Origin of the sequence: Actinoplanes lobatus (genome assembly GCF_014205215.1) — a bacterium.
GTDB lineage: Bacteria > Actinomycetota > Actinomycetes > Mycobacteriales > Micromonosporaceae > Actinoplanes > Actinoplanes lobatus.
Genome location: NZ_JACHNC010000001.1, coordinates 7,981,005 through 8,003,783, shown reverse-complemented (window position 1 = coordinate 8,003,783; position 22,779 = coordinate 7,981,005). Strand labels below are relative to the sequence as shown.

24 protein-coding genes and 1 pseudogene are annotated in these 22,779 nt (G+C 70.6%); 14 read left to right on the top strand and 11 right to left on the bottom strand.

Annotated features, from left to right (window positions below; translation table 11 throughout):
• The 6 genes from BJ964_RS36770 to BJ964_RS36745 all read left to right on the top strand — a co-directional run bounded on the left by BJ964_RS36770 (position 1) and on the right by BJ964_RS36745 (position 6,798).
• Entirely contained in the window at positions 1 to 327 is a 327-nt protein-coding gene (locus BJ964_RS36770) for a hypothetical protein (protein WP_188124956.1), read from the top strand.
• Between the two features lie 36 nt (positions 328 to 363).
• Positions 364 to 657 (top strand): hypothetical protein, encoded by a 294-nt coding sequence (locus BJ964_RS36765; protein ID WP_188124955.1) that lies wholly within the window; start codon positions 364 to 366, stop codon positions 655 to 657.
• A 592-nt stretch (positions 658 to 1,249) separates the two neighbouring features.
• Positions 1,250 to 3,058 carry a serine/threonine-protein kinase gene (locus tag BJ964_RS36760; protein ID WP_188124954.1) on the top strand — a complete coding sequence of 603 codons (1,809 nt, stop codon included), beginning with the start codon at positions 1,250 to 1,252 and terminating at the stop codon, positions 3,056 to 3,058.
• Positions 3,059 to 3,123: 65 nt separating this feature from the next.
• Positions 3,124 to 4,521 carry an alpha/beta hydrolase gene (locus tag BJ964_RS36755; RefSeq protein ID WP_188124953.1) on the top strand — a complete coding sequence of 466 codons (1,398 nt, stop codon included), beginning with the start codon at positions 3,124 to 3,126 and terminating at the stop codon, positions 4,519 to 4,521.
• Positions 4,522 to 5,498: 977 nt separating this feature from the next.
• The gene (locus tag BJ964_RS36750) at positions 5,499 to 5,690 is read left to right on the top strand and encodes a hypothetical protein (protein WP_188124952.1); all 192 of its coding nucleotides are present in this window, start codon (positions 5,499 to 5,501) and stop codon (positions 5,688 to 5,690) included.
• Positions 5,691 to 6,033: 343 nt separating this feature from the next.
• Entirely contained in the window at positions 6,034 to 6,798 is a 765-nt protein-coding gene (locus tag BJ964_RS36745; protein WP_188124951.1) for a hypothetical protein, read from the top strand.
• Between the two features lie 290 nt (positions 6,799 to 7,088).
• Here the strand turns inward: BJ964_RS36745 and BJ964_RS36740 are convergent, their stop codons facing one another.
• A complete protein-coding gene (locus tag BJ964_RS36740) occupies positions 7,089 to 7,757 on the bottom strand; it encodes an HAD family hydrolase (RefSeq protein WP_188124950.1) in 669 nt (222 codons plus the stop codon).
• Positions 7,754 to 8,413 (bottom strand): hypothetical protein, encoded by a 660-nt coding sequence (locus tag BJ964_RS36735; protein WP_188124949.1) that lies wholly within the window; start codon positions 8,411 to 8,413, stop codon positions 7,754 to 7,756. Before BJ964_RS36735 ends, BJ964_RS36740 begins: the two co-directional genes overlap by 4 nt.
• Positions 8,414 to 8,471: 58 nt before the next feature.
• Here BJ964_RS36735 and BJ964_RS36730 point away from each other — a divergent pair, with 58 nt between their 5' ends.
• Entirely contained in the window at positions 8,472 to 8,915 is a 444-nt protein-coding gene (locus BJ964_RS36730) for a MarR family transcriptional regulator (RefSeq protein WP_188124948.1), read from the top strand.
• On the opposite strand, the gene BJ964_RS36725 is transcribed toward BJ964_RS36730, so the two are convergent.
• Positions 8,899 to 10,074 carry an MFS transporter gene (locus BJ964_RS36725; protein ID WP_188124947.1) on the bottom strand — a complete coding sequence of 392 codons (1,176 nt, stop codon included), beginning with the start codon at positions 10,072 to 10,074 and terminating at the stop codon, positions 8,899 to 8,901. The genes BJ964_RS36730 and BJ964_RS36725 overlap by 17 nt on opposite strands.
• 223 nt (positions 10,075 to 10,297) lie before the next feature.
• Here BJ964_RS36725 and BJ964_RS36720 point away from each other — a divergent pair, with 223 nt between their 5' ends.
• Together BJ964_RS36720 and BJ964_RS36715 are read left to right on the top strand one after the other, a co-directional pair.
• Positions 10,298 to 10,666 (top strand): hypothetical protein, encoded by a 369-nt coding sequence (locus BJ964_RS36720; RefSeq protein WP_188124946.1) that lies wholly within the window; start codon positions 10,298 to 10,300, stop codon positions 10,664 to 10,666.
• The gene (locus tag BJ964_RS36715; RefSeq protein WP_188124945.1) at positions 10,663 to 12,573 is read left to right on the top strand and encodes a caspase, EACC1-associated type; all 1,911 of its coding nucleotides are present in this window, start codon (positions 10,663 to 10,665) and stop codon (positions 12,571 to 12,573) included. The genes BJ964_RS36720 and BJ964_RS36715 overlap by 4 nt, the downstream gene beginning before the upstream one ends.
• A 72-nt stretch (positions 12,574 to 12,645) precedes the next feature.
• On the opposite strand, the gene BJ964_RS36710 is transcribed toward BJ964_RS36715, so the two are convergent.
• Entirely contained in the window at positions 12,646 to 13,185 is a 540-nt protein-coding gene (locus BJ964_RS36710; protein WP_188124944.1) for a hypothetical protein, read from the bottom strand.
• A 74-nt stretch (positions 13,186 to 13,259) separates the two neighbouring features.
• The gene (locus BJ964_RS36705; RefSeq protein ID WP_188124943.1) at positions 13,260 to 13,868 is read right to left on the bottom strand and encodes an isochorismatase family cysteine hydrolase; all 609 of its coding nucleotides are present in this window, start codon (positions 13,866 to 13,868) and stop codon (positions 13,260 to 13,262) included.
• Positions 13,869 to 13,884: 16 nt separating this feature from the next.
• Here BJ964_RS36705 and BJ964_RS47540 point away from each other — a divergent pair.
• A pseudogene (locus BJ964_RS47540) lies at positions 13,885 to 14,004 on the top strand (NAD-dependent epimerase/dehydratase family protein); the annotation flags it as partial.
• A gap of 216 nt (positions 14,005 to 14,220) precedes the next feature.
• On the opposite strand, the gene tnpA reads toward BJ964_RS47540, so the two are convergent.
• Positions 14,221 to 14,637: an IS200/IS605 family transposase gene (gene tnpA, locus BJ964_RS36695; protein WP_188124942.1), complete on the bottom strand. Its 417-nt coding sequence runs from the start codon at positions 14,635 to 14,637 to the stop codon at positions 14,221 to 14,223.
• Between the two features lie 25 nt (positions 14,638 to 14,662).
• On the opposite strand from tnpA, the gene BJ964_RS36690 reads away from it, so the two are divergent.
• From BJ964_RS36690 to BJ964_RS36680, 3 genes are all read left to right on the top strand, one after another.
• Complete coding sequence (locus BJ964_RS36690; protein ID WP_188124941.1) at positions 14,663 to 15,898, top strand: RNA-guided endonuclease InsQ/TnpB family protein; 1,236 nt, start codon at positions 14,663 to 14,665, stop codon at positions 15,896 to 15,898.
• Positions 15,899 to 15,972: 74 nt separating this feature from the next.
• Positions 15,973 to 16,458 carry an adenine nucleotide alpha hydrolase family protein gene (locus BJ964_RS36685; RefSeq protein ID WP_188124940.1) on the top strand — a complete coding sequence of 162 codons (486 nt, stop codon included), beginning with the start codon at positions 15,973 to 15,975 and terminating at the stop codon, positions 16,456 to 16,458.
• A 64-nt stretch (positions 16,459 to 16,522) separates the two neighbouring features.
• A complete protein-coding gene (locus BJ964_RS36680) occupies positions 16,523 to 16,792 on the top strand; it encodes a hypothetical protein (RefSeq protein ID WP_188124939.1) in 270 nt (89 codons plus the stop codon).
• A 247-nt stretch (positions 16,793 to 17,039) separates the two neighbouring features.
• Here BJ964_RS36680 and BJ964_RS36675 read toward each other — a convergent pair whose 3' ends face one another.
• From BJ964_RS36675 to BJ964_RS36655, 5 genes are all read right to left on the bottom strand, one after another.
• Complete coding sequence (locus BJ964_RS36675) at positions 17,040 to 17,432, bottom strand: hypothetical protein (protein WP_188124938.1); 393 nt, start codon at positions 17,430 to 17,432, stop codon at positions 17,040 to 17,042.
• 4 nt (positions 17,433 to 17,436) lie between these two features.
• Positions 17,437 to 18,210 carry a phosphotransferase gene (locus tag BJ964_RS36670; RefSeq protein ID WP_188124937.1) on the bottom strand — a complete coding sequence of 258 codons (774 nt, stop codon included), beginning with the start codon at positions 18,208 to 18,210 and terminating at the stop codon, positions 17,437 to 17,439.
• A 103-nt stretch (positions 18,211 to 18,313) separates the two neighbouring features.
• A complete protein-coding gene (locus BJ964_RS36665) occupies positions 18,314 to 18,712 on the bottom strand; it encodes an NUDIX hydrolase (RefSeq protein ID WP_188124936.1) in 399 nt (132 codons plus the stop codon).
• Complete coding sequence (locus BJ964_RS36660) at positions 18,709 to 19,638, bottom strand: hypothetical protein (RefSeq protein WP_188124935.1); 930 nt, start codon at positions 19,636 to 19,638, stop codon at positions 18,709 to 18,711. Before BJ964_RS36660 ends, BJ964_RS36665 begins: the two co-directional genes overlap by 4 nt.
• Positions 19,635 to 20,018 carry a hypothetical protein gene (locus BJ964_RS36655; protein ID WP_188124934.1) on the bottom strand — a complete coding sequence of 128 codons (384 nt, stop codon included), beginning with the start codon at positions 20,016 to 20,018 and terminating at the stop codon, positions 19,635 to 19,637. The genes BJ964_RS36660 and BJ964_RS36655 overlap by 4 nt, the downstream gene beginning before the upstream one ends.
• Positions 20,019 to 20,187: 169 nt before the next feature.
• Between BJ964_RS36655 and BJ964_RS36650 the strand changes: the two genes are divergently transcribed.
• Complete coding sequence (locus BJ964_RS36650; protein ID WP_188124933.1) at positions 20,188 to 22,764, top strand: ATP-binding protein; 2,577 nt, start codon at positions 20,188 to 20,190, stop codon at positions 22,762 to 22,764.
• Positions 22,765 to 22,779: the final 15 nt, after the last annotated feature.

Here is a 22,779-nt window from a genome sequence, read left to right as displayed (position 1 = left end):
ATGACGAGATCGACCGGGTCCACGTCGCTGATCGGTGCCGCCGAGGTGACCTTGCCGCCTCACGAGCAGATCGGCACGTTCGACATGGACCGGATCCGGCGGACCGTCGCGGGTGGACACTCCTTTTGCGAGGCGGTGCTTCACGTCGACGGCCCAAAGCCGGATATATACAGCAGTATCGATCTCATTGGCACTTCCGCCAGGGCGGATCCTGCTCTCGCTCCGGCTGCGGCCGCCGCGCTGCGAGCGGTGCCGGCCGCCGGGCACGACCGGGATCTGGCGGCGCTGATCGAAATCACGCTGGCGGATCTCACCCACGACGGATGAGGACCCGTCTCCCTCGGGCCGCCGACCATGGTGGGTATGCGGTTCATGGCGAACTCCCGTCCGGCAGACGGTGTCACGGCGAGCCAGCTCGCCGAATTCTTCGACGAGCACGGGTTCTCGGCGGCGGCATGGAACCTGGTGCGTCACCGCGTGGTGACCGAATATGCCCTCAAGGTGGGCGACGTCCCCGGCGTCGTGCTGTTCCTGGAGACGGAGTCGGCCGACGAGGCCACCGCCGTCCTGGCCGGCCTCACCGCCGTCCAGCAGGGCCTGATCACGTTCGATCTCGACCCGATCGGCAAGACCATGAGCCTCGGCGTCGGCTCTTGAACCCAAACATTTCGGTACGCCCGACGCCGTCCCGTTCCTGTGGACCGTTCCGCCCTGCCACGCGAGCGGGCTGCCCGCTCGCGCCTGTGCCGCGCCCGCCGGGCTCAGATCGGTGCCCGGGCGGGCCGGCCCGGGTGTCCGCTTTCGGCCCTGCCGCCGCTCACCCACGCTCCCCGTGACCGCCCACGTCGAGAACGGCGACCACGTCGCCGACCTTCGGCGGGCTCACCGGAAACGCCCTGGTGCACTCTTCGCAGAAGATCGGCGATCTGCCGAAGCACCGTGGTGCCGGCACCGCCGGGTCCAGGTGTGCAGCGCTGGGTGAGCGGGACACGCCGGGGCCGGCGAGGAGTCCGGCCCGCCGGGGCTACGGTCACCACCTCGCGAACGCGCTCATCGCCATCGCTATGCTGCGCCGTGGCCGTCTCTGTCTTGCCACTGCCCGGACTCTGCCTCGCCACTGCCCGGACGATCCGGAAACCGGCCCACGAAACGTTAGGAGACCCCCGATCACTGCCAACTGCGGCCGAATGACCAAGGGCTGTCTCGACGTGGGATGCGAATCGGCGCGGATCACGGCAGGATGCCGGGAATGAATGATCCCGGCGGTGCATCGGAGAACGGCGCGCGAGCAGGACTGGTGCTGGGTGGCCGGTACCGTTTGCTGGCGCCGATCGGTACCGGTGGGATGGCGGTGGTCTGGCAGGCGCACGATTCGGTGCTGGCCCGGTCCGTCGCCGTGAAAATGATCAAACCGGGGCAGGCGGTGGACGTCCGGTCGCGGGAACGGATCCGTCTCGAGGCCCGGGCGGCCGGCGCGCTGTCGCATCCGAACATCGCCCATGTGCACGACTACGGCGAGGTGGAGATCGCCGGACGGGTGCTGCCCTACGTGGTGATGGAGCTGGTCACCGGCGCGACGCTGCTGGAACGGCTGTCCGCCGGGCCGGTGGTGGCCGGGTTCGCCATGCGCGTCGGGGCGGAGATCGCGGCGGCGCTGGCTGCGGCACATGCCGAAGGGCTGGTGCACCGCGACATCAAGCCGGGCAACGTGATCCTGTCGCCGACCGGGGCGAAGGTGGTCGACTTCGGGATCGCCGCGGCGGCGCGGCCCGAGTGGCCGGCGCCGTCCGGGGCGGATGACGACGCCCTGGGTGAGCTGTTGGGGACCCCCGCCTATCTGGCGCCCGAGCGGCTCGTCGGCGACGCCGTGGTGCCGGCGTCGGACGTCTACGCGCTCGGTGTCGTCCTCTATCTCATGCTGTCCGGGCGGTCGCCGTGGAACAGCGAGAACACCCGGCAGATGCTGGAGGCGCACCTCTACGTGCCGCCGCTGCCGTTGCCGCCGGTGGACGGGGTGCCGGACCGGGTGATCGACCTGTGCAACCGGTGTCTCGCGAAGGACCCGGACCAGCGGCCCAGCGCTGAGGAGGCGACCGAGATCCTCTCGCAGAGCGCCGGATTGCGCCCGTTGCCGGAAGATCGCCCGGTCGGCCCGCTCAGCCCTGCGGGTCCGCTCAGCCCAGTGGGTCCGCTCAGCCCAGTGGGTCCGCTCAATGCAGTCAATCCGGCCAGCCCAGTCAATCCGGTCAGCCGGCTCGGCCCGGTCGGCTCGGTCGACCTAGTCAATGCAGTCAACCCAGTCGGTGCAGTCAATGCAGTCGACCCAGTCAATGCAGTCGATGCGGTTGGATTGGTTGACTCGGCCCACTCGCTCAAGCCGTTCAAGGCGGTGGTGGTGGAGCCGGAGGACGGCTTGACCGGACCGCCTGCACCGGCAGCGCAGGGTGGCGAACCGGCGGCCCGCGACCGCCCACGGGTGACCCGCTGGGCGGTTGCGGCGGCGCTGCTCATCGCCGCGGGCGCCGGTGGCTGGTTGTTTCTGCGAGAGGACGGCGCGGACGGCGCGGCCGGAACCGTGGTCGCGGCGGAATCCGCCGGTGCCGCGCAACCGTCGGCGGTGAGCCCCGAGAACAGCCATGCGCCGCGCACCGCCGCGACCGGCACGAAGATCATCTCGACCCGGGAGGTGACGCCGGGCGCCGGAAACCCGAAACCGGCACCGCCGGCCGGGGTCGCCCCGACGGTGACGGCGCCGCCGGCCGCGCAGCCCACGGCCACGACGACCACCGCCGCGCCGACGCCGACCGTCGAGGTCACCACCACGACCACCACGGCGGCGCCGGTGCAGCGCACCCTCTCGTCGGCGGGCGGCACCGTGGTGGCCACCTGTCACTCCGGCGGGGATGCGGAGATCCTTTCCTGGAAGGCGGCCGGCTCGTACAAGGTGAAGTCCGCCGATCCCGGCCCGGCGGCGGCCCCATCGGTCACCTTCAAGCACGGCAACCGGCTGGTCACGATGACGGTGAACTGCGATTCCGGAGTCCCTGCTCTGGTGTGACCGATAGACAGCGGCAATAATCGCACTCACAGTGCAATAATCACCGCTGTCTATCGGGAGAGTCGATGGGGATTACTCGCCGAACGCTGATCGCGCTGCCCGCCGGAGCCGCGCTCGCCGCCGGAACCGGCGCACCGGCGCACGCGGCCGCCGGAGCAGGCACGCCCGCGCACGCCGCGGCCGGAACGGGCACGCCCGCGCACGCCGGGGCCGGAACAGGGGCGCCAGTACACGCCGCCGCCGGAGCAGGTGCGCCCGCGCACCCGGCCGCACCACGGCCGGTCATCTTCATCCACGGCAGTGCCGGCTCCGCGATGCAGTTCCGGGTGCAGGCCAAACGTCTGGCCGGCAACGGCTACCCGGCGGGGATCATCGAGGCCCACGAGTACGACTCCCCGAACATCGTCGCCGTCCTCGCCGACGTGTGGGCCGGCCTCGATGCCCGCATCGACCGCCTGCTCGCCGCCAGCGGCGCTGACCGGGTGGACCTGCTCGCCCACTCGCTCGGCACCTACGTCACCCAGGGTTACCTCAACAGTTCACCCGAGCGGGCCGCCCGCGTCGCGCACTACGTCAACCTGGACGGCCGGCCCGCGGCGGCGCTGCCCGGCGGGGTCCCGACGCTGGCCATCTGGGGCGAGGGCGACCCGGCCCGTACCGTGGTCGGCGCCACCAACGTCTCCTTCCCGGAGCAGTCGCACACCCAGACCGTGTCGTCGGCCGAGTCCTTCACGGCGATCCACGGCTTCCTGCGGGGCTGCGGTCCCCGTACCACCGAGGTCCGATCCACCCGGATCGCGCACGTCTCCGGCCGCGCGGTGCTGTTCCCCAGCAACGCCGGGGTCACCGACGCCGAGCTGGAGATCTACCCGGTCCACCATGCGACCGGGCGGCGACTCCGCGGGCGGCCGGTGGCGCGGATCGCGGTCGGCGCCGGGGGAGCGTTCGGCCCGGTGCCGCTCGACCCGCACTCCCGGTACGAGTTCGCCCTGCTCCGGGCCGGGCAGTCGGTGCACCACTTCTATTTCGAGCCGTTCCGCCGCACGGACACGTTCGTCCGCCTGCTCACCAGCCGGCCCGGCGAGGGCCTGGGCGCTCTGGTCGACACCAGCGACCGGCACACCGCGCTGACGTTCCAGCGGCAGAAGGAGTGGTGGGGTGGCGAGGGCGACCATCTGTGGATCAACGGGCAGGACATCCTCAACCCGGCGACCGCCCCGCACAACCGGCGGGTGATCGGCGTCTTCGCCTTCGACGACGGCAGCGACGGCGTCACCGACCTGACCGCGCCGTTGCCGGAGTTCATCGCGCAGCCGTTCATCTCCGGCGTCGACCTGTTCATTCCCGCGCGCCCCAGGAGGACCGTGGAGATCACCGCGCAGGAACGCGGGGCGGGACGGACGCGGTTGAGCGTGCCCGCCTGGCCGTCCAGCGGACACCGCGTCAGCCTGGAGTTCGGCTGACCGGGCGCCGCGAACCGGGGCCGCCCGACCGTGCCGGGAAAGTGGTCATCGTTCGGGGTGCGGGTTGCCGGTGTTCTCCCAGCGTTGCTGCAAGCCGTCGACGAGGCGGCGCCTGCATCGGGGTCGATAAGGATCCGAGCGTCGTCGGGTTTGCAGTTCTGCCGTCGCAGCCCGACGAGTTCACCCCGGCGCATGCCGGTGTAGGCGGCGGTGATGACCAGGGTGGCCTCCGCCGGGCCCAGGTGGTTGGCGATGGCGAGGACTTGGAATTCCGTGGCCCAAGGGCGCTCAGGTTTGAGGTCGGCGGTCGGGCGGAGTCGTCGGCAGGGTTGGTGACGATCCTGCGTTCCTCGACGGCCTCGCCCATGAGCATGCCCGCCCACTGTTGAGTGGACGCGAAACCCCGATCCCGCAAGCTGTGGTGACCAGGTTCGCCTTTCCGGTCTGGCCTGGGCTGCTTTATGAAAGGCCATGTTTCATGATCGTTTGCTGGTCGGGTTGCCACTTTTCTTTGCCTCGGCGACGCTGCTATTGGCTAGCGTTTCGTGCCGACCATGCCGATCGGCACGAAGCATAACCTTGTAGACCTTGCGGGCGAAGTGTCTGGTGCCTGGCTTACGGGACCAGAAGGCGAGAACGAAGATGCAGAGGCGCTCCAGCCTGTGAAGGCAGGCCGGCAGGAGGGTGCAGGCCGTAATGGCGATGAACCAGATCTCGTGACCTTGAAGCCAAGAGAAGAATCCCAGCAAGTCCCGACCCATTGACGTTCGCTCCTCGTGCAGCGTGTTTCGTTCTAGGTCGGGACGACGTTGGCCCTGCAAGGTTTCAGGAGCCTAGCTGCGTGGTTCTGCCCGAGCTAGAGCCGTCAGCCGATGGTGTTCGTCCCTGGCGTTGATGCTCGTCGCGGCCCAGCGAAGCCCCTATCGTACACTTGTTCGATTGTCGAGGGGCTGGTTCGCAAATGGGCGGAGCTCAACGTGCCTGGCGAGGTGTGGACCTGGATCGAAGAGCAGGTGTGCGGCCGGCTGTTCGCCAACGGGGCCGATGCGATGTCCTTCCTCCTGGTTTACGCGAAGAATGCGAACGATTCGGCGCGCGAGGCTGTCCTCGGCTCACCTTTTCCTACCTCTTACGAGCGTGTCGTTGGCCGGTCGGAGCGTATTGGTTAAGGTGTCTCGGCTCAACGAGTGAGGACCGTTGAGCACGTGGGCTGGTGCACGGTCGCACTCTATTCGATAAGTGGGTTAGCAAAGGGTTTCGGTATTGGGTGGTTTCGGGACGGGTTGAAATCGCCGACTGTGTGATCGGCTTGCTCCGGGGTGCGGCCGTTCGGGCAGGAGAGGGTTGTGGCCTGTGCCGAGCCGCCTGCCTTCAGTGGTTATGACGTGGCCAGCGGGGTGCCGGGTGGACCGCGGTGAACAGGCTGTCGAGGCCGATCAGCCATAGCGAGGCACCCGCAGCCAAGTACAACTTCCCGCCGTCGTGATCGCGCCGCTCAGTACAGTGACGGCAATGGAGCGGATCAGCGTCGACCATGAGCACGTGGTGGGTGCCGACTACTCGGGGCTGAGCTTGGTGAAGTTCAGCGCGCAGGGGTCCACCTTCGAGAAGTGCACGTTCGACCGGATCAAAGTGGGTGACGCGTCGTTCGGCGCGGGGACGGAGCAGTCGGTGTATGCCGGCTGCTCGTTCGACCGGGCGGCGCTCACCTTCCTCGGCAATTTTGTCCGCTTTACCGGCTGTACGTTCCACAATGCGCGTTTCGTGCGGCCCAGCGCCGACTACCTGGAGTTCGTGGACTGCACGTTCACCGGGCGGATCACCGGGCTGACGCTCAACGGTGCTCCGCCCGATGGGCAGAGCTGGTATGAGGGCTCCCTGCGCTCCTTCGCCCGTCAAGGCCGGCCGGAGCCCGCCGGCTACCGCGAGCTCGTACTGCGCGAGCGCAACCAGATCCGGGGTAACGACTTCACCGGCGCGGAGCTGGTGAAGGTCAGCTTCCGGTTCGGGGTGGACCTGTCCGCGCAGAAACTGCCGGCGGGCGACGACTACGTGTACGTGCCGGACGCCGAGGCGGCCGTGGAACGGGCCCTCGCCGCGCTGGCGGACGATGCGTCCGAGGTGGCGACCAAGGCCCGGCGCTTCCTCGAGAGGGCGCTGCGGCCCGAGATCGGATATGGCCAGCGGCAGCTCCTGCTGCGCCCGAAGGACTTCGAGAGCCGCAAGGCCGTACCTGCCGATGTGCTGCTGGCCGCCGATCTACTGAGATCGGCCTAATTGGCCGTGACGACCTGTCTCGCGTTGCCGAACGCGGGCGCCGTAAACGTCAGGCGCAGCGCGCACCCGTCGACAGGAGCTGCGCCCGCCGCGTTCGCCGGGCTGGCCAGCGGTGGACGACAGCCAGGTAGGGCGCGGTGCTGCCCTCCACGTCCTTGGCGTTCACATCGACGCCCGCAGCTGGTAGGCGGGGCAGCAACCGGGCATGTCGGCCTTCCCTACGGGTGCACAGGCGGCGAAGCCGACCGGATTCGAACCGGCGTCCTTCTGCTGTACTACTTGGCTCCGGGTCAGCCCGGAGTTCGGCTGAGCCGCTCCACCACCGGCACCACCTCGGGGAACGCGTCGATCGTCGCGGTCACGTGGCGGCCGTCGAAGTCCTCGAGGCGGCGCACCCCGCTCTGCATGCAGGCGATGAACGCCATCCCGGCGCCGCCGGCCGCCACCGCGTCACCGGGCGAGTCGCCGACGTAGACACACTGCGCCGGCGACAGCCCGGTGTGCGCCAGCAACTCGTCGAAGGCGCGCGGGTCGGGTTTGCCGTACCGGGTGTTGTCCCGGTGGTAGGCGCCGGACACCCGGCTCGCGACGGCGTGGCCGGGCTCCAGCATGTGCCGGACCTCCGACTCGGCCCGGGAGGTGAGCAGCAGCACCGACCGGTCGGCCTCGATCAGCGCGTCCAGCGCCCGGAGGTTCTCCTCCGGGATGACGTCGAGGCGGCCCTCGGCCACATGCCGTTCCATGATGGTCTGGAACAGCGTGCCGAACACGTCCAGGTCGAGGCCGGGGGAGCGTTTCGGCATGGCCTCCAGCAGCGGGTCACCCCACGTGGCCAGGTGCAGCTCGCGGGTCATCGGCGGACGGCCCATGGCCGCCAGGACCTCGTTCTCCAGTACGAACGACGCCGCCTCGGTCATGCACAGCGTGTCGTCGACGTCGATGATGACGGCCCGGATCATCGGCGTGCCGCCTGGAGCAGGGTCCGCAGTTCGTCGTGCGGGAACTTGTCCGGCCCCTGACGGGTGCTGTAGAAGTCCTTCTTCTGGTGCCAGTCCTTCTGGGTTGCCCAGTGCCGGCCCTGCCCGTCGGTGTGCCAGGTGACCGCCTGGCCGCGCAGGTCGTTGCGTTCCAGCCAGTCGGCGGCGTTCGGCCAGTAGCCGGTCCAGCCTTCCGGGCGCAGCGATGCGTAGGCGGCGTCCACCGCGGCCGCGGCCGCGTCCACGTCGTCGTCCTCGAACACTGCGGCGAACCGGCACAGCAGCGCCAGCGCCGGGCCGGGTTCCGGGTCGACGGCGCGGCAGATCAGGTCGAGCTCGGACCAGCGCAGCGCGTGCGGATGCCACATGTCCAGGTCGTCCCAGCCCAGCTCGGCGGGTTCGGTGAGGCCGGGCACGATCAGTTCCAGCGAGTGGTGGTCGAGTTCGAGGGCGACGTCGAGCACGAGGCGGCAGCCGCCGCCGACGTCGAAGACCACCTCGACACCCTCGATGTCCTCGTCGTCGTCATCGAGTTCGACGTCCTCGATCTGGTCCGCCAGTTCGCCGACGCGGTCCTCGTCCTCGTAGGCGAACGTGTACCGCGCCCAGAACAGCGGATCGTGCAAGGGAAGATCCATGTATAGATCATGCCCGAGCGTTGACCTCAACATTGATTGAGGTTCTACGGTCGTCAACATGCAGCTCACCGATGCCGAACTCGCCGGACAGCCCGCCGCATACTGGACCGGTGTCGCCTATGAGGCGCTCATCGCCTTCACCCGGGCCCGCCAGGCAGAGGCCGGATTCACCCAGCCGCAGTTCTGGCTGCTGCGGAACCTGTCCGTAAATGATCTGTCTCCGGACGGGCGCGGCCGGACCGTCCCCGAGCTGCGGCAGGCGATGAGCGACTACCTGCGGCCCGAGGACGATCTCGCCGCCGAGGCGGCGGCGCTGGCCGAGCGCGGCTGGCTTCGCCAGGACGACGGCCGCTGGTGGATCACCCCGCAAGGCGAGGAGGCGCGGATCGGGATGAAGAGCCACGCCCCCGCGATCCGCGCTCGGATCCACGAGGGCATCGACGACGCCGACTACGTGACCACGCTGCGGGTGCTGCGGAAAATGATCAGCAACGTGCGGTGATCAGCACGGACCACCCCGCGAACGCGGCGGCCACCACGAAGATCAACCCCGCTGATCCGTACGCCAGTGACGACCCGAAAACGACTCCCGCTACCACTGGCACCACCGTCTCGGCGGCCGCCCCGATGCCGGTCAGCGCGCCCTGCACGGTGCCCTGCTCGTCGTCGCCCACGGTGCGGGAGATCCACGACTGGGCGGCCGCCCCGCCGACCGAGCCGAGCACCCCGACGGCCAGGATCGTGTAGAGCTGCCACGGTTGCGCGGCGAACGCCGTACCGAGAAGGGTTGTCGCACTGATGAGGCCGCCACCCACCGCGGCGCGTTTGTCGCCGAGCCGCCGGACGATTCCGCCGACGGCCCGGGCTTGGAAGAGTGCCCCGGCCAGCGCGGATGCCGCCATCACGGTGCCGACGTGCGCGGTGCTCCAGGTGAACCGGTAGGTGAGGAAGAACGCCCACACCGACTGGAAGATCATGCGGGAGACGTCCGAGCAGAGCCGCGCGTAGGCGAGCCGTCCCAGCACCGGCCGCCGCAGCACCACGGCGATCGCCCCGAACGGGTTGCTCGCGCGCAGCGTCAGCGCGGTGGTGCGGTCGCCGGGCCGCGACTCGGGCAGCACGAACCAGCCGTAGGCGACGTTCGCCAGCGACAGGGCGGCCGCCGCGAAGAACGGCAGGCGCACGTCGACCGCGCCGAGCAGCCCGCCGAGCACCGGCCCGGCCACGAAACCCAGACCGAAGGCGGAGCCGATCAGCCCGTACGCCCGGGCCCGCTCGTCCGGCGGCGTGACATCGGCGATGTACGCGTTGACAACGGTGTTCGTTCCCGCGAATGCCCCGGCCAGCGCGTGGCACAGCAGCAGCGGCCACGGGCTCAGCGCGACGGCGTGGGCCAGCCAGTCCACGCCGAGACAGGCCAGCGAGACGAGCAGGACCGGGCGGCGGCCGTACCGGTCGGAGAGCCGTCCCAGCAGCGGAGACAGGACGAACTGGAGCAGCCCGTACACCGAGCCGAGCAGCCCGGACCAGAACGCGGCGGCCGTCACGTCGGCGGCGACGGCCGTCATCAGGGCGGGCAGGATCGGCACGACCAGGCCGAGGCCGAGCATGTCGAGAAAGACGGTGACGAGAAGGAAGGAGAGGGCTGGCGCCCGGCGCATTGCGGCTCCTGTGTGTCGAGAAGGGCATGGCCCCTCCCGGCTCACCTGCCTACCGCAAGCACGGAGGATCAGAATATCGGTGGCGTCAAATCATTTTCCGCCGCGCTTCCCGATCAAGATCAAGACCCTTCCCGGTACGCCGAAGCGCCGCGACTCCGGCCGCGGCCCGCGTGTCCGCCAGTACACCGTGGGCGCGTTATCGACTGACTGAATGGTGATCTTCATGGAACAGCTCCGGATCCATGTGCGGGTGACGTGCTCCGGTCTGGACGACGACGGCGTGGCAGACCTGACCTCTGAGCTGCTCCGGGAGATTCTCGACACCGATGTGGCCGGCGCCGAGCCGGCCACCGTCGGCAAGGCCCCGGCCGGCGCCAAATCCGATGTCCTGGTCGCGGTCGGCGCGCTGGCCGTCACCCTGGCGCCGACGGTGGCCGACAGCCTGATGGGTGTCGTCTCGTCGTGGCTGAGCCGCCAGCCGAGCGACGTGGTGATAGAGATCGACGGAAACCGGTTCCAAGGGCGGGTGTCGAAAGCGCAGCGCGACGTGTTGGTGGCGGCATTTCTGCGCCGGATGGACGACGGGTTGTGACAGCAGCGCTTCCGCGGCGCAGAGCGCTGTTGATCGGCTGTGGCAGTTACACCGACGCCGCACTGGCGGACCTTAGGTCCCCGCGCCGCGATGTCGGGGAACTGCGCCGGGTCCTGCGGGAAGCCGGGTACAGCGAGGTGCCGTCTCATATTGACTGCACTACACAGCAGGCCAAGCTCGCCATGGAGACGTTCCTGCAACAGGCGCGTGTTGATGACGCCCTGAACATGGTCTATTTCTCCTGTCACGGACTGCGGGACAGGCAGGGCAGACTCCATTTCGCCTTCAGCGACACCGAGCAGGGGTATCCGGGGGCGACCGCGGTGGCCGCGGAGTGGGTCCGTGATCAGATCTCGGCGAGCCGGTCCAAGTCCACGGTGGTTCTCGTCGACTGCTGCTTCAGCGGTGGATTCATCGCGGGAATGCAGGCCCGCTCCGGTGGCGAGGCCGATGTCGACGTACTGGTGCAGGGTGCGCCGGAAGGCAGCGGGGTCGCGGTGCTGACCGCCTCCGGTGAGCGGGATGCGAGCTTCGAGGACACCGGCTCGGCGGTGATACGCCTTTCCTACTTCACCGAAGCGGTGGTGGCGGGGATCGGGACCGGCGCCGCGGACATGAACCGGGACGGCCGGATCACCGTCGACGAGTTGTACGAGTACGTGTACCACCACGTGGTGAAAGGGCCGTCTCCGCAACGCCCGCGCAAGCTCCGCATGGGCGAAGGATCGCTGGTAGTGGCCGAGACGACGCTGGTCCCAGCGCCGGCCGTCCAGGCGGCGGAGCCGGTGCGCCGAGCCGCTTCGCCGGCGCCCGGCGCGGAAGGCACGACCGTCCCGCCACCGGACACCGCCACGCCGACCTCGCCCCTCAGTCGGCGGAGGGTGCTCGGCGGGGCCGCCGGGGCCGCTGTGATCGGCTGTGCGACCGTCCTCCTCCGCCGCTGGGGAGACGACCCGCCGAGCGACCGGAAAGACGGCTCGACGGCCGGGCCGGCGAGTGACGCCGGCACGGCCGATCCGCCGTCGACGGTCCTGGCCGGGCACACCGAGCAGGCATGGGGCGTGACGTTCAACCACAACGGGACGATGCTGGCCAGCTCCGGCGGCGACAGCGCCGTCCGCCTGTGGACCCCGGCAGGGGACAAGGTCGGCGCCCTCTACGGCCACACCGGCGCGGTATGGGGTCTCGCCTTCAACAAGGCCGACACCATCCTGGCGAGTTCCGCCGGCGACCGGACGATCAAGCTCTGGGACACGGACACCCACCAGCCACTGGGCGACCTCAAGGGCCACCAGGACTGGGTGGAGACGATCGCCTTCAGCCCCCGGGAAGACACCCTGGCCAGTGGAAGCTACGACGGCACGGTACGACTGTGGGAAAGCGGCGCCACCACCGCCCGGGCCACCCTGACCGGCCACGATTCGCCGGTGCTCGGCGTCGCCTTCAACCCGGCCGGCAACCTGCTCGCATCAGCGGGCAAGGACGGCAGGATCCGGGTCTGGAAGACCGCGACCGGCCGGTCGGCGCGGGTCATCTCCGGTCACGACGGCGCCGTCTGGGGAGTGGCCTTCAGCCCCGACGGCACCGTGCTCGCGAGCTGCGGCGAGGACCGCAAGGTGCGGCTGTGGTCGGTCGCCACCGGAAAGGCCCTGGCGGTCTTCAAAGGGCACACCGACATCGCGGTCAAGGTCGCCTATCGGCGGGTCGGCGACTGGCTGGCGTCCAGCAGCGATGACAGCACCGTCCGGATCTGGGAAACGGCATCGGGCCGGCTGGTGGGCGTGCTCACCGGCCACACGGCGAGCGTCCGTGGCGTGGCATTCCACCCGGAGGGCAACCTACTGGCCACGGCCAGCGCTGACACCACCATCCGGGTGTGGAACCTGGGCGGCTTTCCGGGCCGCTGAGGGAAGGCAGCGTCCATGGTCGCCCTGAAGGACCTTCCCCCGGCCCGTCGTCGATCACGGCGGCAACCTGCGTCACCAGTGCATCGCCCCGCTCACCGAATATCCGCCGTCGCGGGTCGTGAAGAACGGCGGCGGCGCCGTGCACATCCGCAGCTCCTTCGCGTCCTCCGGGTACGGGCTCGCCCCGCCGGTGAACCCGACCAGATCCCGCCGGCCCCGCTCGGCGACGCTGAAACCGATCCGGGTGTGCAACAGCTTCTCGCCACCCGGGGACGCGTCGACGACCTCCCCGGTGACCGTCGCCTGGCCGCCGGACGCCATCAGGCAGTCCACCCTGATCGAGTACCAGATCTCCTGGTCGTGGCCGGCGAAATAGTGCCGCAGGTGGGCGGTTCCCCAGGACGCGGTCGGGTAGGGGCCGGGATCGTCGTGCCGGGCGTAGGCGTCCACCGTGAACCGGACCACGTCGTCCGGCGACGGCGGGAACAGCACCAGCGCCGAGCCGTGCAGACGGGAGACGTGCGAGTCGGGTTCGGCGCCGGCGGCGGTCGGCAGGCACAGTACCGACAGTGTTCCGGCGGCCAGGGCCAGGGCTTTTCGGGACCGGGGCATCGCTTCCTCCGTACCAAAGGGATCGTTGTCTATCGATCCTCGGAGGGAGGCGCTGTGATCGGCCTGAGCCGCGCTCAGGTCGCGCTCAGCCGCTCGGTGATCTCCTCGGTGGTGGCCAGGGTGACGCCGATCCCGGCCAGGTCGGCGAGGCGCTCGGCGCTGGTCTGCGACACCGCGTCGGTGGCGAGAACGGTACGGAAGTCGCGTTCGCTCGCCTCGAACAGCGTCGCCCGCGGGCAGTTCGGCAGATTGCAACCGCAGACAACCAGCGTGTCCGCCCCGCGGTCGCGCAGCCACTGCTCGAGGACGGTCCGGTAGAAGGCGCCCCATCGTGGCTTGAACAGCACGATCTCGTGGTCGCCGATCTCCTGCGGGCGTCCGCTCAGCAGCAGTCGTGCGTCCAGATCCACCGGTGCGGCCGGGCCGGCGAGCAGTCCGGCGCCCGGCGTGCCCGGCGCCACGATCGTGGTCGCTCCACGGCGTGGCAGATCGACATCGGACGAGCCCGGCGGGTACAGCCGCACGATGTGCACTATCGGTCGCCCGGCTCGCCGGAACGCGGCCGCCAGCTCGTCCACCCGGGGCGCCACCTCGACGGTGCCGCCGATCGTGGTGAAATCGGCCTGCATGTCGATGACGACGAGCGCCGAGGATTCCCAGCGTGGCGCGACGTGATCGGTCACCGGTACAACCTAAACGGTGCGAACAGCTCTCGTCATCGGCGGCACCGGTCTGATCGGCCGTGCCGTCGCCCGCCATCTGCTCCGTGCCGGCTGGCGGGTAACCGTCACCGGCCGCGACCCGCGCCGGGTGCCTGCCGACCTGACCGGCCACTTCCTCCGCACCGACCGCGACACCTGGCCGTCGGGCGAACCGGCCGGCGGTTCCTTGCCCACCGACCGCGGCGGCCGTCCGTCCGGCGAGTACGAGCTGGTCGTGGACTGTGCCTGCTACCGGAATGCGGGCCAGTGCTCTGGCCTTCAGGTCGGGGGTGAAGGCCCGTGCTGGGAGGGCCGTCAAGGCCCGAGCAGTGCTCTAACCGGGACGGTTCTGCTGCTCGATGTACTGTTTCACAATGCTCAGTGGGGCGCCGCCGACGGACCCGGCGAAGTACGAACCCGACCAGAGCTTGTTCGCCCGGTAGTAGTGGTGTACCAGGTCGGGGAACTCTTGCCGCAGGCGGCGTGAGGATACGCCTTTGAGACTGTTGACCAGACGGGCCACGGCCATCTTGGGCGGGAAGTTGACCAGCAGGTGGACGTGGTTGTTCTCGCCGTTGAACTCGACCAGTTCCGCTTCGAAGTCGGCGCAGACGTCCCGCATGATCTGTTCCATCCGGGTCAGATGTCGGTCGGTGAACACCTTGTGCCGGAACTTCGTCACGAAAACCAAGTGAACATGCATCGCGAAAGTGCAGTGCCTGCCAGTGCGGATTCCTTGAAGTCCAGCCATAGACCAACATGATACGGTGGTAATCGTGCAGCTCCGTTACCAATACCGGGTCTATCCGGACGCGACCCAGTGCACCGCGCTGGCGCAAGCGTTCGGGTGCGCCCGGGTGGTGTTCAACGACGGGCTCAGGCTGCGCCGGCAGGCCCGTGAGGCGGGCGAGAAGTACATCTCCGACAGCGACCTGTCGAAGCGGGTCATCACCGAGGCCAGGCAGACCGACCAACGGGCGTGGCTGGGTGAGGTGTCCGCGGTGGTGTTGCAGCAGGCCCTCGCCGATCTGAACTCCGCGTACCGCAACTTCTTCACCTCACTGTCCGGCAAACGCCAGGGCCGCACGGTCGGCCCACCCCGGTACCGGTCTCGTAAGGACAACCGGCAGGCGATCCGGTTCACCCGCAACGCCCGGTTCAAGGTCCTCGACAACGGCCGTCTACGGCTGCCGAAGATCGGCGACATCAAGGTGCGGTGGTCGCGTAGCCTGCCGTCCGAACCCTCCTCGGTCACCGTGATCAAGGACGCGGCCGGCCGGTACTTCGCCTCGTTCGTCGTCACCACGACCGAGGATGAGAACCTGCCCGAGCTGGACTCGGAGGTCGGCATCGACCTGGGGCTGACCCACTTCGCGGTCATGTCCGACGGCACGAAGGTGACCGCCCCGAAGTTCCTGCGCCGGGCCGCCCGCAAACTCAAGCGGCTGCAGCAGAACCTGTCCCGCAAGACCCAGGGCAGCAACCGTCGCAGGAAGGCCGTTGTCAAGGTCGCCCGCGCTCATGCGCGGGTGGCCGACACGCGCCGCGACTGGCAGCACAAACTGTCCACGACGATCATCCGCGACAACCAAGCGGTGTACGTCGAGGACCTGTGCGTTGCCGGACTCGGCCGCACGAGGCTCGCCAAGAGCGTCCACGACGCCGGATGGGCGAGCTTCACCGCCATGCTGGAATACAAGGCCGCACGTTACGGGCGCACGTTCGCCCGGGTGGACCGATGGTTCCCGTCCACCCGGATGTGCTCGGCATGCGGCCGGATCAACGACAAGATGACGTTAACCGTCCGGGCATGGGACTGCCCCTGCGGCAGCCACCATGACCGGGACGTCAACGCCGCCATCAACATCCTGGCCGCCGGACGGGCGGACAGGCTAAACGACCGTCGAGCGCACATAAGACCAGGACCCGTCCCGGCAGCGCGCAGTGAAGCGGTAACCCACCAGAACACTGCGCGCACCCCGCGCAGCGCGGCTGGAATCGCCGTCCTATAGGGCGGCGAGGATGTCAAGGTCCCAACAAGGTCGCCGCCGAACACGTCCTGCTTGACAGTGGCGCCCCGGTCACCGTGCTGCGGCCCTCCAAGGTCCATGGAGAGGGTGCCGTCCCGGCCCGGACCTGGTGGTTCGTCAAACGGGTGCTCGACCGCCGGCCCGCCGTGCTGCTCGCCGGCCGTGGCCGTGGCGTCGACCACCCGTCCGCCGCCGTGAACATCGCGGCACTCGTCGCCCGTGTCGCCGACGTTCCCGGCAGGCGCGTCCTCAACGCCGCCGACCCGTCCGCGCCCGACGGCCGCGCCATCTCCCGGCTCGTCGCGGCCCACCTCGGTCATTTCTGGGAGGAGGTGCTGCTTTCCCACTCGTGTCTGGGTCGCCACCCGTTCCATCGGCTGCCGGGGATCGTGCTGGACACCCGGGCGGCCTCTGCTCTGGGCTACGTGCCGGTGGGGGACCTCTCAGCCGAGATCCGGTGGCTGGTCGATCATCCGCCTGTCTCGGATCCGGTGGGCTGGTTCGACTACGCCGCCGAGGACGCCTGGTTGCGGTCGCGGTGAGAAGGGCGTTGAAGACGGCGATCACTGAGGACGGCGAGCGTGGATGGCTGAGACCGGGGTCGGGTTGCCGATCCGCAACCACAGCGACGGACCGCTCGAAGTGGTGCTCGAGCCCTTCGGCCGTGACTACTGGCTGCGGCCCGGTGAATCCTTGGTCGTTCACACTGCCGGCCGGTCGGATGGCGAGTCGCCGTGGCCGGGCACGCTCAGGGGCGACGAGCCGTTCGAGGTCAACTACCAGCCCGGCTCGATCCAGGTGTACCTCAACGGCGCCGGAGGATGGGTCACCGACCTCGACGGCGCCGATCTCGAATGCGGCCATCAACGACCGTGAGTGCCGCCCTCCGCGCTCGCGAAAAGGATGAGTGGGCGGGTCGACGCGGTGGCCGCGGCACAGCGTGAGTGGGCGGGTCGGCCCGGTGGTCGCGGCACAGCGTGAGTGGGCGGGTCGACCCGGTGGTCGCGGCACAGCGGGTGGTCGCAGTGGGTCGCCTGTGTGGCCACAGGGAGCCACGGTCGGGCGGGGCGGACGCCGTCCTTGTCCGTTGAAAGGGCCGGAGGTGAGGATCGGGCCTCGGCCGCTAACGGTCGTTGGCGAGCTTTCGGGCGTGGTAGGTGTGAAAGTCGAAGAAGCGGAGGCCGTCGACGGCTGTTCCGTTCTGGATCTCCGGCAGGGTCCATGCGTGCGTGGTGTAGTCGTCGAAGGCCACGCCGCCGTCGGCCAGCAGTACGGCGAGCAGGTCGTGGACCTCGGCTGTGCCGTCGATGCGGCCGGAGATGTCGATCTGCACCGCCCAGCCGGGGCGATGCCCTACGGCCTCTTCGAGGACCGCCAGCTCGTCCGGGTCCCAGTCGACGTAGAGGGTGCCGTTTCCTTCGTCCTCGATGCTGATGTAGAGGCCGTCGCGGGGGTGAGTCAGCAGGGCGACGGTGTCCGCACGTCTGCCGGCCGGAAACGCGAAGACGGTGCGCACGCTGTCATCCGTGCCAGAAGTCGGCGGGGAGGGACTCGACCTCGGTGGCGGAGCGGGCGAGGTTGTCGGCCACCGGGAGGAGGGCGGTGGCGGCCGGGTCGCCGGAGGCGGCCATCTGGCGGATCACCTCGGACTGGCGGCGGGCGCGCTGGACCACCACCGTGCCGAAGGTCGCGCGGTCGCCGGTGTAGCCGTACGCGTCCAGCAGCAGGTGCAGTCGGCGGGAACGGTCCTCGGGGTGGTGGAAGCCCAGGTGGTGGGCGGCGCCCGGGGAGTACAGCGGCACCCAGGAGAGGGCGGAGAACGCCAGGTCGAACTCGCGCGACGACGGGCCCGAGGTGTCCCAGTCGAAGAAGCCGGCCAGCCGGTCGCCGTCCATCACCGCGTTGTACGGCGCCGCGTCCTGATGGCCGACCACCATGCCGGGGCGCATCTCGCCACCGGCGAACCAGGTCGCGCCCTCCGGCGGCCGGAAGTCCTCGGTCAGGTCGTGGAGGCGGCGCAGCCACTGCCCGACCTGGGTCAGGGTCTTGTCGGCGAACGCCCAGTCCGGCCACGGGACGCGGTCGCCGATCACCTCGCCGGGCAGGTAGGTCACCATCTCGCGACCCTCGGCGTCGAAACCGTGAGCCCGCGGGGCGCCGTCGAAGCCGGCGGCCTCCAGATGGCGCAGCACCGCGTGCACCGTCGGTGTCCACGGTGCCGCCCGCTTGTGCACCACATCGCCGATCCGCGCCGCTCCGACGGTGTTCCCACCGCGCAGTTCCGTTTCGCTCACCGCCCCTTCATACGCGACGGCGGGCGGCGGCGGTACCGATTTCGAGGTCGGCGGGTCGGCGGGACGGCGGGCGGCGGGGACACCGGAGCCGGCACAGAGATCTCTAGGTGAGCAGGCCCTCGGTGTGGAGGTGGTCGAGGATCAGCCGGTCGACCGGGGAGACGCGGGGGCGGTCGGCGTGGGTCAGCCAGACGATCTCCTCGATCTCGTTGTCGGGGTGCAGGGCGCCCTCGTGGCGGGCGCTGTAGCAGGTCATCCGGACCGTGACGCCGGCCGCGTGCCCGTGCGCCTGGGCCCGGAAGGTGCCCAGGTGGCGGGCGGTGGCCGGGTCGATCGTGACGCTCAGTTCCTCCCGGATCTCGCGGATCAGGGTGTCCATGTCGGTTTCGCCGGGGTCGCGCTTGCCGCCGGGCAGGTAGTAGACGTCCCTGCCGCGGGAGCGCGTGCTCAGCACCCGGCCGTCGACCAGGTGGATCCAGGCGATCTTGTCGATTTCGGTCATGGGGCGTCCGTAGTGAAGGTGGGGTCCGGGCCGGCCAGGCCGCGGACCAGGTAGGTGGTCACGGCCCTACCGGTCTCGCGCTCCTCGTCGGGATTCGTGGGCAGCGGCCAGCGCAACTTCCGGTAGAGGACGGTGCGGTGCACGTCGAAGGCCGCCTCCAGCAGGTCGGCGTAGCGGGCGGCACGGTACGGGGCCCACAGCAGGACCGCCCACGCGGTGAGGGCCAGGCCGATCGGCAGCGCCCAGATGCTCCAGCCGGTGAACGACACGAACGCCAGCGACCAGATGGCGGCGGCGACGGCCCGGTCCAGGCCGGAACGGGCGGCGCCGATGTCCGCGCGGGCCGGATCCGGCAGGGAGTCCCACAGGTGCGGCCAGACGGAGGGGGTGTCCAGGCCGTACTTCTCGAACGGCCGGGTCTCGGCGGCCCGCAGCATGTTGCCGAGCCGGGTCGGCATCATCCACCGGGGACTGGGCAGCCGCCGCCACCGCGCCTCGGAGCGGGCGTAGTCGGCGTGGACCTGATCGAGGTCGGTGCCGGCGGCCGGCGGGGCCTTCCGCTTGGCCTCCAGGTCGCTCAGCCGCTTGGAGAGGGCCTTCTGCCGCTCGGTGTTGCGCTTGACCAGGGACCGCCGCAGCGGCCGGGGCCAGTAGCCCTCCAGCAGGCGCAGGACCGGGCGGGTCAGCAGGGTGACCAGCGTGGTGGAGGCGTACGCGCCGGCCAGGACCAGCGCCACCACGGCCAGCACGGCCAGGACGGGCAGCCCGGCGGCGTCGGTGCCGAGGGCGACCAGCTTCTCCCAGCCGCCGTTGGCGGACAGCCAGGCCAGGGCGCCGCCGGTCCAGAAGATCAGGGCTGGACCGATTCTGGTCAGCGCCCGTTCGACCACGTGCCCGGCCACGGCCTCGCCGATCGCGTCGATCATCGGCCGGGGACCAGCCGCAGCGGGATCTGGTGCTCGGCGCAGAGCGGTATCTCCTGGGACAGCGAGGTGCGGAACCAGGTCGTATGCGGGCCGTACGGGCACTCGTACCGCTGGAGGGACGATCCGGCTCGGTCACCGGCGAGCGGTTCGTAGGGCGTCTTCTGCGGGATGTGCGGGTCGGTGAGGGTGTTGGCGACGTATCGCTGGATCTCGGGCACGGACGAGAACAGCTCCACCAGGCGGGTGTCGACGTCCACCCCGTTGTCGTGCTCGCGCAGGAGCTGCTCGATGGCGTCGTTCAGCCGGGTGGCCTCGGCATGGTTCACCAGGAGGCCCAGTCGGGGAAGCAGCTCCCGGGCAAGATCGATCGGTACGGTCACAGGCCCTCCCGTCGAGCGGCGGCAAACGGAGCTCCACTGTAAACGTCGTGAGCGCGACGGCGCGCTCACGCCCGGCGGGCGCGGCACGGCCGTGCCGGCGCGGAAAGCTCGCGGTGTCCGGCGGTTCCTCATCCCCCACGTACGAGAAAAGGGGTTTTAGGATTTGCGAATGATCCTCGGGCGGCGGGCGGAACTGGACACTGTGGCGGCTCTGCTGCACAAGGCCGCCGACGGTGGTGGTGGCGCCCTGGTGATCCGCGGCGAGGCCGGCATCGGCAAGTCGGCGCTGCTGGAGCATGCCGTGCAGCGGGCGGCCGAGCGCGGGATGCGGGTGCTGGCCACCGCCGGGGTGCAGGCCGAGGTGCGGATCCCGTACGCGGGACTGCATCGCCTGCTGCGCGGCGCCCCCGATCTCGCGGACACCGTGCTGAACGCCCCGGACACCCCACCGGTCCGCGCCGCGATGATCCTTCTCGGACTTCTGGGTGAGGCCCCGGCGCTCGTGGCGGTGGAGGACGCGCAGTGGCTGGACGAGCCGAGCTGGGCGGCGCTGGCGTTCGTGGCGCGGCGGCTGGCCGGCGCCGGGCTGACCGAGCTGCCGCTGGAGCCGCTCGGCGAACAGGACTCGCGTGACCTGCTGGACCGGGTCGCCCCGGAGCTGGGCGCGGCGCTGGCCACCCGGGTCCTCGCCGAGGCCGCCGGAAACCCGCTCGGGCTGGTCGAGCTCGGGCGCGCGGCGGCCCGTTCCGGCGGCGCGGCGCTGCTGCCGTCGGCGATCCCGCTGAGCACCCGGGTGGAGCGGACGTTCACCGCGCTGGTCGACGAGCTGCCGCCGGCCACCCGGACGCTGCTGCTGGTCGCGGCGCTGAACGACGGCGACGACCTGGACGAGACGGTGGCCGCGGCCCGCCGCCTGCACGACGGCGACCTGGGCCCGGACGACGTGGAACCGGCGGTCGCCACCCGGCTGATCCGGGTCGACAGCCGGTTCCGGGTGCGGTTCCGGCATCCGCTGCTGCGGTCGGCGCTCCAGCAGGCCGCGCCGGTGCTGCGGCGACGGCGGGGGCACGCCGCGCTGGCCGGGGTGGTGACCGATCCGGAACGCCGGACCTGGCACCGGGCCGCCGGCGCCCCCGGCCCGGACGAGGACCTGGCCCGCGAGCTGACCGAGATCGCCGTCCGGGCGTCGGAACGGCAGGCGGCCGGGATCGCCATGGCCGCGTTCGACCAGGCTGTCCGCCTCAGCGCGAACCCGCAGGCCCGTGGGCACCGCCAGCTGCGGACCGCCGACCTCGCCGTCCAGCAGGGCGACCTGCCGACCGCGGTCCGCCTGTTCGGCGAGATCCGCGAGGAGGACCTGAGTCTCGGCGATCAGGCGCTGCTCGGCCTGTTCCGGGAGGTCGTCCAGGGCACCGGCTGGACCGGCGAAGGGCGGCTGTCCACCTTCGCCGAGGCGGTGGAGCGGATGTGCCGCGACGGCGAGGCGGAGGCGGCGGTCGACGTGCTCGCCGCGATCTCGTTGCGCGCCTACTGGTCCTATCCGGATCCGCACCTCATCGAGCGGCTGCTCGCCGCCGTGGAGAACACGCCCGAGCCGGTGTCCGAGGTGCCGTTGCTGCTCGTGCAGGCTCTGCTCGCGCCACAGGACCGCGCGGAGACGTGCCTGCGCCGGCTGACCGCGGCGGCCGAGATCGATCAGCCCGCCGGCGACGGCCATCAGCTGGGCATGGCGGCGGCCGCGATCAGCGCCTGCGACCTGGCCGTCGCGTTCTTCACCGCGGCCGAGGTGGGGTTGCGCGAACAGGGCCGCCTCGCGGTGCTCGCCCAGGTGCTGATCTCGCACGCGATGGTGGCCGGCAACCTGGGTGACGTGTGGACCACCCTGAATGCCGGGGCCGAGGGCCGACGGCTGGCGGCCGAGATCAGCCCCGGCGGGTGGGTGCCGACCGCCCTGCTCGCCAACGGTCTGGCCGAGGCGCTGCGCGGCGGCGAGGCGGAGGCGCTGCGGCTGGCCGACCAGGCCGAGACGATGCTGCTGCCGGCCGGCCGCACCCCACTGCTGGCGCTGGTCCGGCAGGTCCGCGGCGTCACCGCGCTCGGCGCCGGCCGCGCCGACGAGGCGTTCCGGGAACTGCGGCGGGTGTTCGACCCGGCCGACGTCTCCTACCACCCGCACACCCGGCCGCTGCTGGTCGCCCACCTGGCCGAGGCGGCCGCCGGCTGCGGGGCGCGGGCGGAGCTGCGGGCCATCGTGGACGGGCTGCCGGACGGGCCGTCGCCGGCGCTGGCGCACGGGCTCGGCTACGCGCGGGCGGTGCTCGCCGACACCGACGTGGCCTACCAGAAGGCGCTCGCCGACGACCTGACCGGGTGGCCGTTCGAGCGGGCGCGACGGCAGCACGCGTACGGGGCCTGGTTGCGCCGCCGCCGACGCCCCGCCGACTCCCGGCCGCTGCTGCGGGCCGCGGCCGCCGCCTTCGACGCGCTCGGCGCCACCGCCTGGGCCGACCGCTCCCGCGCCGAACTGCGCGCCTCCGGCGAGACCCTGCGCCGCCCGTCCGCCGCGGAGCGGCACCTCACCCCGCAGGAGACGCAGATCGCCCGGCTCGCCGCCGACGGGCTCAGCAACCGGGACATCGCCGAGCGGCTGTTCCTGTCCCCGCGGACGGTCACCACCCACCTGTCGCGCATCTACCCCAAGCTGGGCATCAAGTCCCGTGCCGAGCTGGCCCGCGCGCTTGCGTAGTACTACGTACGCGAG

What these genes read in the sequence shown, in the direction of transcription:
- BJ964_RS36710 (WP_188124944.1), bottom strand. Translation starts at nt 13,185, where the DNA reads ATGCCCCGGTCCCGAAAAGCCCTGGCCCTGGCCGCCGGAACACTGTCG.
- tnpA (WP_188124942.1), bottom strand. Translation starts at nt 14,637, where the DNA reads ATGGCTGGACTTCAAGGAATCCGCACTGGCAGGCACTGCACTTTCGCG.
- BJ964_RS36660 (WP_188124935.1), bottom strand. Translation starts at nt 19,638, where the DNA reads ATGATCGACGCGATCGGCGAGGCCGTGGCCGGGCACGTGGTCGAACGG.
- BJ964_RS36720 (WP_188124946.1), top strand. Translation starts at nt 10,298, where the DNA reads ATGGAACAGCTCCGGATCCATGTGCGGGTGACGTGCTCCGGTCTGGAC.
- BJ964_RS36740 (WP_188124950.1), bottom strand. Translation starts at nt 7,757, where the DNA reads ATGATCCGGGCCGTCATCATCGACGTCGACGACACGCTGTGCATGACC.
- BJ964_RS36735 (WP_188124949.1), bottom strand. Translation starts at nt 8,413, where the DNA reads ATGGATCTTCCCTTGCACGATCCGCTGTTCTGGGCGCGGTACACGTTC.
- BJ964_RS36730 (WP_188124948.1), top strand. Translation starts at nt 8,472, where the DNA reads ATGCAGCTCACCGATGCCGAACTCGCCGGACAGCCCGCCGCATACTGG.
- BJ964_RS36755 (WP_188124953.1), top strand. Translation starts at nt 3,124, where the DNA reads ATGGGGATTACTCGCCGAACGCTGATCGCGCTGCCCGCCGGAGCCGCG.
- BJ964_RS36760 (WP_188124954.1), top strand. Translation starts at nt 1,250, where the DNA reads ATGAATGATCCCGGCGGTGCATCGGAGAACGGCGCGCGAGCAGGACTG.
- BJ964_RS36725 (WP_188124947.1), bottom strand. Translation starts at nt 10,074, where the DNA reads ATGCGCCGGGCGCCAGCCCTCTCCTTCCTTCTCGTCACCGTCTTTCTC.
- BJ964_RS36770 (WP_188124956.1), top strand. Translation starts at nt 1, where the DNA reads ATGACGAGATCGACCGGGTCCACGTCGCTGATCGGTGCCGCCGAGGTG.
- BJ964_RS36650 (WP_188124933.1), top strand. Translation starts at nt 20,188, where the DNA reads ATGATCCTCGGGCGGCGGGCGGAACTGGACACTGTGGCGGCTCTGCTG.
- BJ964_RS36745 (WP_188124951.1), top strand. Translation starts at nt 6,034, where the DNA reads ATGGAGCGGATCAGCGTCGACCATGAGCACGTGGTGGGTGCCGACTAC.
- BJ964_RS36765 (WP_188124955.1), top strand. Translation starts at nt 364, where the DNA reads ATGCGGTTCATGGCGAACTCCCGTCCGGCAGACGGTGTCACGGCGAGC.
- BJ964_RS36665 (WP_188124936.1), bottom strand. Translation starts at nt 18,712, where the DNA reads ATGACCGAAATCGACAAGATCGCCTGGATCCACCTGGTCGACGGCCGG.